The following is a 13,399-nucleotide window of genomic DNA, read 5'->3' as shown; positions in this document are numbered from 1 at the left end:
GGTGGTCGCCGTGCGCGCTCGGCGCGTCGGTCGTGGCGCGGACCCGGTGGCGGGGCGACGATGACGGTATGAGGATCGGAGTACCACGGGAGGTCAAGGAGCAAGAGTTCCGGGTAGCCCTGACTCCGGCGGGCGCCGGAGAACTGACCGGGCACGGACACGAGGTGCTGGTGCAGGTGGGCGCCGGCGTCGGATCGGGATTCCCCGACGCCGGCTACGCCGCGGCGGGGGCCCGCCTGGTCCCGGACGCCGACCAGGTGTGGCGGGAAGCCGAGCTGGTGCTGAAGGTGAAGGAACCGATCGCGCCGGAGTACCCGCGGATGCGCCGCGGGCAGGTGCTGTTCACCTTCCTGCACCTGGCCGCGTCGCGCGAGTGCACCGACGCCGTGCTGCGCTCGGGCATCACCGCGATCGCCTACGAGATGGTCCGCGCCGCCGACGGCTCGCTGCCGCTGCTGGCTCCGATGAGCGAGATCGCGGGCAAGCTCGGCGCCCAGGTGGGCGCGTATCACCTGATGGCCCCGCTCGGCGGTGCGGGGCTGCTGCCCGGCGGCGTCCCCGGCGTGCGTCCCGCGGAAGTCGTCGTGCTCGGCGGCGGCGTCGCGGGATCGAACGCCGCCGCGGTCGCCATGGGCATCGGCGCGCGCGTCAGCGTGCTGGACACCAACCTGCACCGGTTGCGCGAGCTCGACGCCCGCTTCGACGGGCGGATCACCACCGTCGCGTCGAATGCCACGGAGATCCGGCGGGCGGTGCTGTCGGCCGACCTGGTGATCGGCGCGGTGCTGGTCCCCGGCGCGCGTGCGCCGGAACTGGTCTCCGACGACCTCGTCGCCGGGATGCGCCCCGGCGCGGTGCTGGTGGACATCTCCATCGACCAGGGTGGCTGCTTCGCCTCCGCGCGCCCGACGACGCACGCGGATCCCACGTTCCGGGTGGCGGATTCGCTGTTCTACTGCGTCGCCAACATGCCCGGCGCGGTACCGCACACCTCGACGATCGCGCTCACCAACGCGACCCTGCCCTACGTACGGGCGATCGCCGACCTCGGCTGGCAGGAGGCATGCGCCACGCACCCCGATCTGGCTCACGGGCTCACCGCGGACGCCGGGCGGCTGCTGTCGGCGGAAGTCGCCGCCGCGCACGGGTATTCGCGGCCGCTCGGCGTCGCGGGCTGACTACTCCTGCCCGGCGAGGCCCTCGCCCAGGTACCAGTCCGGCTCGCCGCTGGTGGGCAGGTCACGCAGCTTGTCCGGGTTGCGGACCACGTCGATCGACACGATGCGACCATCGTCGACGGTGAAGGCGAAGACGCCCGTGTGGGTGCCGTCGAAGACCACCAGCCCGGGCTGGCCGTTGACCAGCACCGCGCGGCCCCAGCCGCCCACCGCGGACGGCGCGTGGTACCAGCCGAGCAGCAGCTTGGCCACGATCTCGGCGCCGTGCACGGGCTGCCGGATCGCGGGAACCTTGCCGCCGCCGTCTGCGGTGAGGCTGACGTTCGCGTCGAGAACACCGAGCAGAGCGCTGAGATCGCCGGACCGCCAGGCCAATGCGAAGGCCGACACCACCTTCTGCTGCTCGTCCGGAGAGGCCGGGAAGCGCGGAGTGCCCTGTTCGACGTGCTTGCGAGCCCGGGAGGCGAGCTGGCGGACGGCGGCCGGGGTGCGGCCGACCACCTCGGCGACCTCCGGGCCGCTCATGCCGAACACATCCTGGAGCACGAACGCGGTGCGCTCGGCCGGCGACAGGGACTCGAGCACGACCAGCAGCGCGGTGGTGACCCGCTCGTCCTGGGTGATCCGGTCGGCGGGGTCCTCCCAGCTGGTCACCTCCGGCTCCGGCAGCCATTCGCCCACGTACTGTTCGCGGCGCACGCGGGCGGAGCCGAGGTGGTCGAGGGCGAGGCGGCCGGTCACGGTGGACAGCCAGGCGCGCAGGTTGTCGATCTCACCCGCGGCGCCCGCCTCGTACTGGCGCTGCAACCGCAGCCACGCCTCCTGCACGACGTCGTCGGCGTCGCTGAGACTGCCCAACGTGCTGTAGGCGAGCCTGCGCAGATACCCGCGGTGCTCCTCGAACTGCCGGGCCAGCTCGGCTTGATCGAGGGGCTCACGCTGTTCGGAAGTCACTTCTGGTCGCCTGTCGTCGTTCGGCCCCGCTGCGGGGGCGAGTCTATGGTGCGTCACCAGGTCGACGACGCAGGGGAACAGAGTGTGACATGGCCTCGAGCGGTGAGCCGTCGGCGCGGCGACGGTCGCCCGGCCGATAACCTCACAGGGTGCAGAAGGGAACCTCCACCGCGATCGGGTTGCTGCTCGGATTCGCGCTCGACCGGGCGTTGGGCGATCCGCGGCGGTGGCATCCGGTGGCCGGATTCGGCTCGGCGGTGGCGGCGCTGGAATCGGTGACCTACGCCGACCGGCGCGCGGCGGGTCTGGTGCACGAGGCGCTGGCCGTCGGCGCGGTGGTCGGGCTCGGCGTGGCCGTGCGGCGCGGCGGGGTGGTGTCGACCGCGGTCGCGACCTGGACCGTCCTGGGTGGACGCAGTCTGGCCCGAACCGGTCACGCGATGGCCGATCGACTGGCGGGTGGCGACATCGAGGGGGCTCGCGCGCTGCTGCCTTCGCTGTGCGGTCGCGACCCGCAGGCGCTCGACGCCGACGGGCTCGCCCGCGCGGCCCTGGAGTCCATCGCCGAGAACACCTCCGACGCGGCCGTGGCACCGGTGGTCTGGGGTGCGATCGCGGGCGTCCCGGGTCTGCTCGGGTACCGCGCGATCAACACGCTCGACGCGATGATCGGCTACCGCAACCAGCGCTACCGGCGTTTCGGCTGGGCCGCCGCGCGCGTCGACGACGCGGCCAATCTGATCCCGGCGCGGGTCACCGGTGTGCTCACCGCCGCGCTGGCCCCCTTGATCGGCGGGCGGCCCGCTGCGGTCCTGGCGGCATGGCGGCGTGACGCGGCCGGGCATCCGAGCCCCAACGCGGGAGTCGCGGAAGCGTCGATGGCCGGTGCGCTCGGCGTCCGGCTGGGCGGCCGTACCGACTACCCGCACGGTGTGGAGATGCGCCCGGTGCTCGGAGACGGCCCGGCTCCCACCGTGCACGACCTGCGCCGCGCCGTTCGCCTTTCCGAGGCCGTACAACTCACCGCCACTCTGCTCGCCGCCGCCGTCGCCGCGACCAGGCGCTGAATGATTCGCCGTGGGTCGCCGCCGCCCCCGCGATACCACCCTCGAGCCGGCACTCGCGAGGCCGGCGAATTCTTCGGATGCGGTCGATGGGGCCGGATAGGCTTTCGCGGTGCGGATCGGGCTCATGACCCTCGTTGTCGCGGAGTACGACTCCGCGATCGAGTTCTTCGTCGACATACTGGGATTCGAGCTGGTCGAGGACTCGGCGGCGCTCACGAACGACGGCCGCCCGAAACGCTGGGTGGTTGTACGGCCGCCCGGTGCGGAGACGGGCATCCTGCTCGCCCGAGCCGACGGTAGGGCGCAAGCCGCGGTGATCGGAGCGCAGGTGGCGGGTCGGGTCGGGTTCTTCTTGCAGGTGGAGGACTTTCAGTCGGCGTACGACCGGATGGTCTCGCGCGGTGTCGAGTTCGTGCGCGCGCCGCGCAGCGAGCCGTATGGCCGGGTGGCGGTCTTCTCGGACATCGCGGGGAACCGGTGGGATCTGCTCGGGCCGCATCAGCCGTAGCGCGAACCCCATCGCCCTCCAACCGCGGCGTATCGCCGAGTGGCCGACGCGCCGGGATCAACCGCGGCCGCGGCCGTAGCGGTCGGCGAGGCGGGCTTCGGTAGTCGGTGCGGCGGCAGCGGGCGAGGGAATCGACCCGGACCGGGCCGGCTCGGTGGGCGACGCCGCGCGGGGTGGCTCGGCGGAGCCCTTCTCTTTCCTTCTTTCCCGGATCTCGGCGTAGACGAAGTAGCCGAGGCCGAGGGGAGCCATGATGCCGAAGGCCAGCCATTGCAGGCCGTAGGACAGGTACGGGCCCGCGTCGAGTTGGGGCAGCGGGGTGGGGGTGAACGCGCCCGGTTGGTTCTCGCCCAGCTGGAGGTATCCGCCGCGCTCGCCTCCGGTGGGCACGGGGGTGAGGGGCTGCCCCAGGACCGCCGACTCCTGTGTGGTGTCGATGGAGTACACCTGGCGATAGCCGTCCTGGACGCTCGGGTCCTTACCGGGTGTGACGCCCTCGGACATCCGGACCCTGGCCTCGATGCGCTGCGGCCCGGGGGGCGGCGCGGGGATCTGCGGCGGGCGCGTTCCGTCGACGGCCGAAACCAGCCCGCGGTCGACGAGCAGCAGGGGGCCGTCGGCCAGACGGAACGTCGCGAGCACGGCGTACCCCGGAGCGCCGTCGAGGTGGCGCAGCCGCACCAGCACCGTCGAGTCCGGCACGTAACTGCCGGTAGCGGTGACCCGCCGCCATTCGGTGTGCGTGCCGTTCCCGGTGTCGGAGAGCACGGTGGTGACGTCGACGGGATCGGCTCGCACCGAGTCGGCGATCAGCTGGTTGCGGTGCGAAGTGGCCGTGTTCTTGCCGAGCTGCCACGGCGCGAGCACGGTGAAACACAGGTAGGCGAACGCGGCGACCAGCACCGCCAGGATCAGCCAGCTGGGGCGCAACAGGAACGCGAGCCTGCGCATCACGGTCGCTCGTCGGGGACGGGTCGCAGGCCGGGCGGTTCGGCGGCCAGTTCGGCGCGTACCCAGTCGAGCAGGCCGGGGACGGCGGCCTCGATCTGGGCGCGCACGAGCTCGAAGTCCGCCGCGTCGCCGTAGTAGGGGTCGGCCACGTCGTGGTCGTCGGCGTCGGGGTCGAAGGCGCGCAGCAACCGCAGCCGCTCGGCCGGGATACCGAGGCGGATCAGGTCGCGCTGATGGGAGCGGTCCAGGGCGACCACCAGGTCGGCGTCGCTGTGCTCGGCGCCGAACACGGCGGCGACGTGCCCGGTCGGGTATCCGTATTTGCGCAGGGTGGCGCTGGTGCGAGGGTCGGCGTCGGCGCCTACGTGCCAGGAACCGGTGCCCGCGCTGCTCACCCGGACCCGGTTGGCCAACCCGGCCCGGTACAGGTGCGAGGCGAAGATCTTCTCCGCCATCGGAGAGCGGCAGATGTTGCCGGTACAGACGAACGAGACGTGCAGCTGACCCACGCCTGCCATTCTGGCCGGTTCTGCTCCGGCACCGCCACGTAGGGTGTGCTCTCGTGGCCGAGGACACCGTCGATCGCGCGAAACTGCGTCACCACGGCGACGTGGACGCGCGTGCGGGCATGCTCGATTTCGCGGTCAACGTCCAAGGGCTCGCACCCCCGGAGTGGCTGCGGCGGCGTCTGGCCGAGCGGTTGTCCGATCTGGGCCGCTATCCGAGCGCCGAGGACGCCGACGCGGCCCGTCGCGCGGTCGCGGCCCGGCACGGCCGTAGTCCCGGCGAGGTATTGCTGCTGGCTGGCGCGGCCGAAGGGTTCGCCCTGCTGCCCCGCCTGGCGCCGCGCTCGGCCGCGGTGCTGCACCCGTCGTTCACCGAGCCGGAACTCGCGTTGCGGGAGGCGGGCGTCCCGGTCACCCGGGTGGTACTGGAAGCGCCCTACCGGCTGGATCCCGCCGTGGTGCCCGCCGAGGCCGACCTCGTGGTGCTCGGCAACCCCACCAACCCGACCTCGGTGCTGCATCCCGCCGCCACCATCCGCGCCCTGCGCGGGCCAGGCCGCGTCATCGTGGTCGACGAAGCCTTCGCCGACGCGGTGGCGGGCGAGCCGGAATCCCTCGCCGCCGACTCCGCGCCCGACCTGCTCGTGCTGCGCAGCCTCACCAAGACGTGGGCGCTGGCGGGGCTGCGCTGCGGCTATTTCCTCGGCGCACCGGAGGTGCTCGCGCGCCTCGACCACGGGCGGGCGCACTGGCCGCTGGGCACCCTGCAACTGGAAGCCATCATCGCCACCGCGAGTCCCGCGGCCATGGCGGAGTCCGAGCGCCGCGCGGGGACGCTCGCCGTGCACCGCGCCGCGATGATCGAACGCCTGACCGGCCTGGGCGTCGAAGTCCACACGCCGGCGGCGGGCCCGTTCCTGCTGCTCCGCGTGGCGGACGGTGAACTGCTGCGCAAACACCTGGCTGCCGAGGGCATCGCGGTCCGTCGTGCGGACACCTTCCCCGGTCTCGGCCCGGACCACCTGCGCGTCGCGGTCCGTGGCGTCGAGGAGGTCGATCGGCTGGTCGCCGCGATCCGGTCGGCCGATGTCCGGTAGGCACACGGCTTCGATCAGGCGGGGCAGTATGGGTTCGATGCTTCGCCCCGGCTGTGCACCGGATACGGCGTTTCCCCCGCGGCGGAGGTCTCGGCGGTCTCGGCCGGAATCGCCGTCGACTCCGGACTTGCGTCAGCCATACGGCGATCGCGCGCTCGGGACACGGGCGAGTGCCCGGAATCGAAGCCGATCCGGACAAGAACCAGTGCAGCAGTGCAGGACGGAAGCGAAGGAAGGTGGACGATGACCACGCTCGCGGATCTCATCGGGGTGCTCGACGCGGCGTACCCGCCCGCGCTGGCCGAGCCGTGGGACTCGGTCGGCCTGGTCTGCGGTGATCCGGCCGAGGAACTGACCCGCGTGCTGTTCGCGGTCGACGCCACCGCGGCGGTCGTCGACGAGGCGATCGACTGGCGCGCACAGGCCCTGGTGGTGCACCATCCGCTGCTGCTGCGCGGTGTCGACACCGTCGCGGCGAGCACGCCGAAAGGCGCGCTGCTGCACCGGCTGATCCGCTCCGGATGCGCGCTGTTCACCGCGCACACCAACGCCGACTCCGCCGACCCCGGCGTGTCCGACGCGCTCGCCGCGGCGCTCGGTCTCACGGTGACCGGCCCGCTGGACGCGAAACCCGAATCCGCCGTGGACCACTGGGTGATCCAGGTGCCACGCCCGCACACCGACGCGGTGCTCGCCGCGCTCTTCGCCGCCGGAGCGGGCGGGCGGGAACACGCTTGCGACTGTGCGCTGCGGGTGCCCGCGACAGGGCAGTTCCGGCCGACTCCGGAGCAAGGCACCCTGACCGAACTCCAGCACGTCGAGGAGGACCGGGTGGAGGTGACAGCACCGCCCGCGGCGCGTTCGGCCGTGCTCGCCGCGCTGCGCGCCGCCCATCCCAGCGCGGACCCTATCTATCACATCAGTGAACGCGCCCAACTGCCGTCGTCGCTCGGCATCGGCCGCGTCGGCACCCTGCCGGAACCGGAATCGTTGCGCGCCTTCACCGAACGCGTAGGCCGCGCCCTCCCGCCCACCGCGTGGGGTGTTCGCGCCGCGGGGGATCCTGACCGCACCGTCTACACCGTGGCGGTGTGCGGGGGAGCGGGTGACTCCTACCTGGGCAGGGTCGCGGGGCTCGGCGTCGACGTCTACCTCACCTCCGACCTGCGCCACCATCCGGTCGACGAGCACCTGCGCAAGGGCGGTCCCGCCGTGGTCGACGCCGCGCACTGGGCGACTGAATTCCCTTGGTGCGCGCAGGCCGAGACGGTGGTGCGAACCGCCCTGCCCGGCCTGGAGACCAGGGTGTCCACGCTGCGCACCGACCCGTGGACGGTGCGCGCGCCGGGCTGAGCGCCGCACGTCCGCGTCCGAAGCCGTTGTCGCGGCGACGAACCGGCAACGGCGTGTCGGGGCGTATCCGCGCCGCGCCGGAAAAGGTTGGGCGGTTTGGGTGAATCGAGTAGTTCGTGCGGGGTACAACTACCGCATGAACTTCCCGGTTGATTTCGGGCTCGTGCAGATCGGGCTGATCCTGCTGCTGGTCGCCGGTGTGGCGCTGATCGTCTCCGGCCTGATCGCCGCGCGCCGGGTCGGGATGCGGCCGCTGCTCGCGCGCGGGACCGGCGGGCTCGCGCTGCTGCTGGTCGCGGCGGTGCTGCTGTGGGTCGCGACCCTGCTGCAGACGTACCTCGGCCTGACCGGGGAGATCAAGGCGGCCCACGTGGTGGCCGAGCCGGTGGCGGGGCAGGAACACCAGCTCGACATCGATCTCATCCTGTACGGCGACGACGACCATCCCGAACAGCGGGAGACCTACCGCGTCGAGGGCGACATGTGGGTGCTGCAAGCGGGCATCGTCGAGCTGGAGCCGTGGGTCAACGCCCTGGGCTTCCACTCCGGCTACCGGATAAGCCGCCTGTACGGACAGCGCCTCGACGGCGTCGCGACCCAGCAGAACCAGATCTTCCTCAACGACGGCGACCAGGACTTCTTCGCCGACATGCGCGAGGGCCGCTGGTGGACTCAGCCGTTCGTGCGCTCGGCCTACGGCAACGCGGTGATCGCGGTGCCCGGCGAGTACGACGTGTACATCTCCCGCGACGCCATCAAAACCCGCACCGTCGGCGGCTGACGCGGGTCCGCCGGTCCGGCGGGGTACGGTTGAACACCAGTCCCGTCCACACCGTCCAGGAGTTTGCCCGCGTTGAATGTCGAACCCCCGCTCCAGGCCGAGTTGCTGCGGCTCGCCGCCGTCGACGCCGAGCTGACCCGGATCGCGCACCGCCGCACCGTGCTGCCCGAGCAGCAGGAGGTGGCGCGACTGGAGGCCGAGCGCAACGCCCACTCCGACGCCGCGGTGGCCGTGCAGATCGCGCTGGACGATCTCGACCGCGACATCCGCAAGCTGGAGGGCGAGGTCGAGGCGGTGCGCAAGCGCGAGGAGCGCGACAAGGCCATGCTCGCCGCGGGAACGGTGAACGCCAAACAGCTTTCGGAGATCCAGCACGAGCTGGGCAGCCTGGAGCGCCGTCGCTCGGTGCTGGAGGACGAACTGCTCGAGGTGATGGAGCGGCGCGAAGCCTCCGCCGCCGACTACGAGCACGCGGGCGCGCGGTTGAGCAAGACCGAGGAGGAACTCGCCGTCGCCCTGCGTCAGCGTGACGAGGCGCTCGCGGATCTGGACGTGGCCCAGACACGCTGCGCGACCGATCGCGCGGGTTCGGTGGCGAAGCTTCCCGGCGAACTCCTCGCTATCTACGACCGGCAGCGCGAACAGCACGGCGCGGGCGCCGCGCTGCTACAGGCTCGCCGCTGCGGCGCGTGCCGCATCGAACTCGATCGCGGCGAGATCGCGCGCATCGCCAAGACCGCACCCGACGTGGTCGTGCGCTGCCCGGAGTGCGGTGCGATCCTGGTCCGGACCAAGGAATCGGGGCTGTGAGTTCACCGCGACCGATTGCCCGGGCACCGCGGTGAGCTTGCCCGAGGTGATCGTCGAAGCCGACGGCGGATCGCGGGGCAATCCCGGTCCGGCCGGATACGGTGCGGTGGTCTACGACGCAGGCCGCGTCCGGGTGCTCGCCGAGCGCCAGGAGTTCCTCGGCATCGCCACCAACAACGTCGCCGAATATCGCGGACTGATCGCCGGATTGGAGGCGGCGGCGGAATTGGGCGCCGAGTCGGTGGTGGTGCGCATGGATTCCAAACTGGTCGTCGAGCAGATGTCCGGTCGCTGGAAGATCAAGCACGCGACCTTGATCCCGCTCGCCGATCGAGCCCGCAGGATCGCCGCCGGATTCGGCCGGGTGACCTACAGCTGGATTCCGCGCGCGCAGAACTCGCACGCCGACCGGCTGGCGAACGAGGCCATGGACGAGGGCGCCGGCGTCGCGACGAGCCCTGCGCAGGCCGCGGACGCGCGGGAGGCCGCGGACCCCGCCCTCGCGGTCACCGAGCGCGATCTGCCGAGCTGGATCGATGAGGTCAGGGACGCGAACGCCGAGCAGTCCGAGTCCGCGCAGCACGGCCCGGGGTGGACTGGTGCCACCGGTCGTCCCACCCGGTTGCTGCTGCTTCGCCATGGTCAAACCGAGTTGTCGCTGCAGCGCCGGTATTCCGGGCGCGGCAATCCGCCGCTTACCGCCTTGGGCCGGGAGCAGGCCGCGCGGGCCGCGAAAATGCTCGCCGCCAAAGGCGGTATCGCCGCGGTGATCAGTTCTCCGCTCGGCCGGGCCAGGGAGACCGCGGAGGCGGCTGCCGCCGCACTCGGGGTGCCCGTGGAGGTCCACGACGGGTTGATCGAGACCGACTTCGGCGCGTGGGAGGGGCTGACCTTCGCGGAGGCCGCGCAGCGCGACCCCGGCCTGCACGCCCGCTGGATCGGCGATCCCACCGTCGCAGCGCCCGGCGGGGAGAGCTTCGAGGAGGTCTTGCAGCGGGTGGAGGCGGTGCTGCGCGATCTGCTCGGGCGCTATCGCGGCGCCAATGTGGTTGTGGTCAGCCACGTGACCCCGATCAAGACATTGCTTCGGCTGGCCCTCGATGTCGGCCCCGCGTTGCTGTACCGGTTGCATCTGGATCTGGCGTCGCTATCGATAGCGGAGTTCTATCCCGACGGCGGGTCTTCGGTGCGTCTGGTGAACGATACGTCCTACCTCTGAGGCCGCCGCCGTGCCCGAATCGAGGGCGAATGTGATGCGCGGAGGGCGAATTATGCCCCATTGCAACACATTTGCGTTTCACAATCGCGCGATGCGGTGAATCTCACTTCAACTCTGCCTTGCGCGGCGAGTAGCGGTAGGCTTCCGGTCGGTCAGGCACAGGCGTCCAGCTGCCTGGTCGGGGTCGCCGCAGTGGCCTCGATCAGTGCTGCTCGGTGGGACGGTTTCGCGCGGGCAGTGTCGCTCGCGCCGCGTCGCGGTAGGAAGCCCCTGTGCCGTCGAGTGGTTCGATGAGAGTGCAGGTTCGATGAGCAGTCCGATCAAGGTTGTCGTTCTCGGGGCAGGGATCGGAGGACTCACCACCGCGGCTGCTCTGCGGCAGGCGGGTTTCGGCGTCGAACTATATGAAGCGGGTCCCGAGCTGCGGGCTCAGGGCTTCGGACTTTCCGTGCAGGCCAACGGGATCAACGCATTGCGCACTCTCGGTCTCGGGCTCGACGAGCAACTGCTCGAACGCGGCGGCCGGGTAGAGACCTTCCGCTTCTGCAACCCCGACGGCAGCCCGATCCGGGTGCTTCCGGTGCACCGGCTCGACGCCCAACTGGGCGCTCCCGCCGTCGCGCTGCACCGTACCGATCTGCACGATGTGCTGCTGCGCGAGATCGGTGACACACCGACGTTCGTGGGGGCGCAAGCCACCCGCTTCGTCGACGACGGCGAGCACGTGCGCGTCGAGTTCGCCGACGGCCGGGTCGCCGAGGGTGATCTGCTCATCGGCGCCGACGGTATCCGCTCGGTGGTGCGCGCCCAATTGCACGGCCGCGCCGAGCCGCGCCCCGGCAATTTCGTGTGCTGGCTGGCCTGCATCCCGTTCGAGCATCCCAACGTCGCCCGCGGCCTTTCGGCGCATTTCTGGGGCACCGGAATGCGTTTCGGCATCCACGACATCGGCCACGGCCGGGTGTACTGGTGGGGCACCAAGACGTTGCCCGCCGACGAGGCCGCGAACTGGCAGGGCGGTAAGGAAGAGCTGCTGCGCCTGTACGCCGATTGGGCGCCGGAGGTGCGCGCCTGCATCGAGCAGACCGACGAGGCGGCGATCCTGGCCGTGCCCGCGCAGGACCGTCCGCCGCTGGCACAGTGGGGCCGCGGCCGGGTGACGCTGCTCGGCGACGCGGCGCACCCGATGCTGCCCAGCCTCGGCCAGGGCGCCAACGCCGCCATCGAGGACGCGGTGGTGCTGGCCGATGTGCTGCGCAACTCCTTGGATCCGGTCGCGGGACTGCGTCGTTACGAGAAGCTGCGCGCCGACCGCACCGCCATGTTCGTCAACGGCTCGGCTTCGCTGGCCAAGATCGAGCAGACCACCGACCCGCGCCTGGTGCGGGTGCGCGACACCTACTTCCGGCACGCGCCCACCGAATTCTTCCTGCGCGAGCTCGGCAAGCCGATGTCCTTCCCGGCGCTGGACGGACCGACGGCGCGGCTGCCGCGTCCGCTCTCGCCGGTCGAGCGCTGGCACTGGATCGCCGATCAGCTGGCGCCGCTGCACATCCTGTCGCGCGTGCGGATCCGGGGGCACGTCGAGGTCGAGCGGATCCGCGCGGGCCTGGACGAGGTGCAGCGCCGACATCCGCTCCTGCGGGTCGCCGTCGCCGCCGAACCCGACGGCACCGCACCGCGTTTCGTACCGGTGCAGGCGCCGATTCCACTGCGCGTGATCGAATCCGAGGACAGCACGAACTGGCTGGCCGAGGCCGACGAGGTGGAACTGCGCGAGCCGTTCGACTGGCGCGCCGGCCCGCTGGTCAGGGCGGTGCTGATCAAGGAGACCGATGGCACCAACGAGCTGATCGTCACGCTGCACTACGCCATCGCCGACGGCGAGAGCGCTCTGTCGGTGGCGAAGCAGGTGCTTCAGGTGGCCGCCGGGGAAGCGGCCGATTTCTCGCCCGCGCCGGTGCGGCCGGGCCCGGAGGAACTGTTCCCGCCGCGCTTCCAGGGCGCGGGCGGTGCGCTGCGCACCGCGGGTTCGTTCCTGCGCGACCAGAAGTCGCAGCTGCGCAAGCCGCGCAGGCTGGAGCCCACCACGCTGGCGCCGCCCGCGCAGCGGCGCAGCCGGGTGGTGCACCGCAGCCTCGACGCCGACCGGCTCGACGCGCTCACCGTTGGCTGTGATCGCCACGGCGTCGGCCTGCAGGCCGCCCTCTCCGCCGCGCTGCTGATCGCGGCGGCCAGGGAGGCGGGTACCGAGAAGGCCACCTGGTACACCGTCGGCAGCTCGGTCAACTTCCGCGACCATCTCGACGGCGCCGCGGGAGACACGGAGGTCGGCACCTATCAGGGCATGATCGCCACCCCGGCGAAGTACGCGCCGTGGGCGTCGCTGTGGGAGGTCGCCGCCGAGATCGAGCGGGAGTACGGTGCGCGGATGGATCGGCGCGACCATCTGTCCGCGTTGAACCTGCTGAAGGTGGCCGCGCCGAAGTCGGTGTCGGCCAGTGCGTCCACGGTGAAACTCATGGACACCCGCGGCCCGGGTCATCTCTGTATGACCTACCTGGGCGACTACCCCTTCCCGGACAAGATCGGCTCCTGGCAGCTGGAGGGCGCGCAGTTCGTCTCCGGCATGTCCGTCAGCGGTTTCATCATGGCCACCGCCAACGCGACGCACAACGAACTGTCCCTCAATATCGGCTACGTCGAGCCCGCCGTATCGCGCGACCGGGCCGACCGTCTCGCCGACGAAAGCGTGCGCGCGCTGCTGTCGGCCTGCTGACCGGCGCGCATACACCGCGATAACAACAGCAGAGTCGCGGCATCGGCAGAGCCGATGTCGTGATTCGCGATATCGATAACTTGATAAGTGTGGTAGCAGCTTTGCGTGACAGTGATCAGGGTGGGCTTGGGTAGATCTGCGCACGGCCGGTGCCGCGACTGTCGCGATAGGAGTGACTGTGCCATTCGAACCGAGT

At 71.3% G+C, this 13,399-nt stretch carries 12 protein-coding genes; 9 read left to right on the top strand and 3 right to left on the bottom strand.

The features are described from left to right. The first annotated feature begins 68 nt into the window (after positions 1-68). A complete protein-coding gene (ald, locus tag NA8_RS04455) occupies positions 69-1,178 on the top strand; it encodes an alanine dehydrogenase (protein ID WP_063049239.1) in 1,110 nt (369 codons plus the stop codon). Here the strand turns inward: ald and sigJ are convergent, their stop codons facing one another. Continuing rightward, positions 1,179-2,132: an RNA polymerase sigma factor SigJ gene (gene sigJ / locus NA8_RS04450; RefSeq protein ID WP_063049077.1), complete on the bottom strand. Its 954-nt coding sequence runs from the start codon at positions 2,130-2,132 to the stop codon at positions 1,179-1,181. It lies immediately after the preceding gene. 149 nt (positions 2,133-2,281) lie between these two features. On the opposite strand from sigJ, the gene NA8_RS04445 reads away from it, so the two are divergent. Together NA8_RS04445 and NA8_RS04440 are read left to right on the top strand one after the other, a co-directional pair. Beyond that, a complete protein-coding gene (locus NA8_RS04445) occupies positions 2,282-3,199 on the top strand; it encodes a cobalamin biosynthesis protein (RefSeq protein WP_063049076.1) in 918 nt (305 codons plus the stop codon). Positions 3,200-3,323: 124 nt separating this feature from the next. Further along, positions 3,324-3,707 carry a VOC family protein gene (locus NA8_RS04440; RefSeq protein ID WP_218019402.1) on the top strand — a complete coding sequence of 128 codons (384 nt, stop codon included), beginning with the start codon at positions 3,324-3,326 and terminating at the stop codon, positions 3,705-3,707. Between the two features lie 57 nt (positions 3,708-3,764). Here NA8_RS04440 and NA8_RS04435 read toward each other — a convergent pair whose 3' ends face one another. After that, positions 3,765-4,658, bottom strand: coding sequence for an SURF1 family cytochrome oxidase biogenesis protein (locus NA8_RS04435; protein WP_063049074.1), 894 nt, complete (start codon positions 4,656-4,658; stop codon positions 3,765-3,767). After that, positions 4,658-5,176, bottom strand: a complete 519-nt coding sequence (locus NA8_RS04430) for a low molecular weight protein-tyrosine-phosphatase (RefSeq protein WP_063049073.1) — start codon at positions 5,174-5,176, stop codon at positions 4,658-4,660. Before NA8_RS04430 ends, NA8_RS04435 begins: the two co-directional genes overlap by 1 nt. A 44-nt stretch (positions 5,177-5,220) precedes the next feature. On the opposite strand from NA8_RS04430, the gene cobC reads away from it, so the two are divergent. The 6 genes from cobC (at position 5,221) to NA8_RS32445 (ending at position 13,203) form a co-directional block, all read left to right on the top strand. After that, complete coding sequence (cobC, locus tag NA8_RS04425) at positions 5,221-6,261, top strand: Rv2231c family histidinol phosphate aminotransferase CobC (protein WP_063049072.1); 1,041 nt, start codon at positions 5,221-5,223, stop codon at positions 6,259-6,261. A 243-nt stretch (positions 6,262-6,504) separates the two neighbouring features. Continuing rightward, positions 6,505-7,614 (top strand): Nif3-like dinuclear metal center hexameric protein, encoded by a 1,110-nt coding sequence (locus NA8_RS04420; RefSeq protein WP_063049071.1) that lies wholly within the window; start codon positions 6,505-6,507, stop codon positions 7,612-7,614. Between the two features lie 136 nt (positions 7,615-7,750). Next, positions 7,751-8,395 (top strand): hypothetical protein, encoded by a 645-nt coding sequence (locus NA8_RS04415; protein WP_063049070.1) that lies wholly within the window; start codon positions 7,751-7,753, stop codon positions 8,393-8,395. A gap of 72 nt (positions 8,396-8,467) precedes the next feature. Continuing rightward, the gene (locus tag NA8_RS04410; protein WP_063049238.1) at positions 8,468-9,205 is read left to right on the top strand and encodes a zinc ribbon domain-containing protein; all 738 of its coding nucleotides are present in this window, start codon (positions 8,468-8,470) and stop codon (positions 9,203-9,205) included. Positions 9,206-9,242: 37 nt separating this feature from the next. After that, entirely contained in the window at positions 9,243-10,424 is a 1,182-nt protein-coding gene (locus NA8_RS04405; RefSeq protein WP_174550045.1) for a bifunctional RNase H/acid phosphatase, read from the top strand. Positions 10,425-10,731: 307 nt separating this feature from the next. After that, positions 10,732-13,203 carry an FAD-dependent monooxygenase gene (locus tag NA8_RS32445; RefSeq protein ID WP_084466520.1) on the top strand — a complete coding sequence of 824 codons (2,472 nt, stop codon included), beginning with the start codon at positions 10,732-10,734 and terminating at the stop codon, positions 13,201-13,203. Positions 13,204-13,399 lie beyond the last annotated feature (196 nt).

It is taken from the genome of Nocardia arthritidis NBRC 100137, assembly GCF_001612765.1.
Classification (GTDB): Bacteria; Actinomycetota; Actinomycetes; order Mycobacteriales; family Mycobacteriaceae; genus Nocardia; species Nocardia arthritidis.
This window is presented reverse-complemented; position numbering and strand designations above follow the sequence as displayed.

What these genes read in the sequence shown, in the direction of transcription:
- ald (WP_063049239.1), top strand. Translation starts at nt 69, where the DNA reads ATGAGGATCGGAGTACCACGGGAGGTCAAGGAGCAAGAGTTCCGGGTA.
- NA8_RS04440 (WP_218019402.1), top strand. Translation starts at nt 3,324, where the DNA reads ATGACCCTCGTTGTCGCGGAGTACGACTCCGCGATCGAGTTCTTCGTC.
- NA8_RS04435 (WP_063049074.1), bottom strand. Translation starts at nt 4,658, where the DNA reads ATGCGCAGGCTCGCGTTCCTGTTGCGCCCCAGCTGGCTGATCCTGGCG.
- NA8_RS04430 (WP_063049073.1), bottom strand. Translation starts at nt 5,176, where the DNA reads ATGGCAGGCGTGGGTCAGCTGCACGTCTCGTTCGTCTGTACCGGCAAC.
- NA8_RS04420 (WP_063049071.1), top strand. Translation starts at nt 6,505, where the DNA reads ATGACCACGCTCGCGGATCTCATCGGGGTGCTCGACGCGGCGTACCCG.
- NA8_RS04415 (WP_063049070.1), top strand. Translation starts at nt 7,751, where the DNA reads ATGAACTTCCCGGTTGATTTCGGGCTCGTGCAGATCGGGCTGATCCTG.
- NA8_RS32445 (WP_084466520.1), top strand. Translation starts at nt 10,732, where the DNA reads ATGAGCAGTCCGATCAAGGTTGTCGTTCTCGGGGCAGGGATCGGAGGA.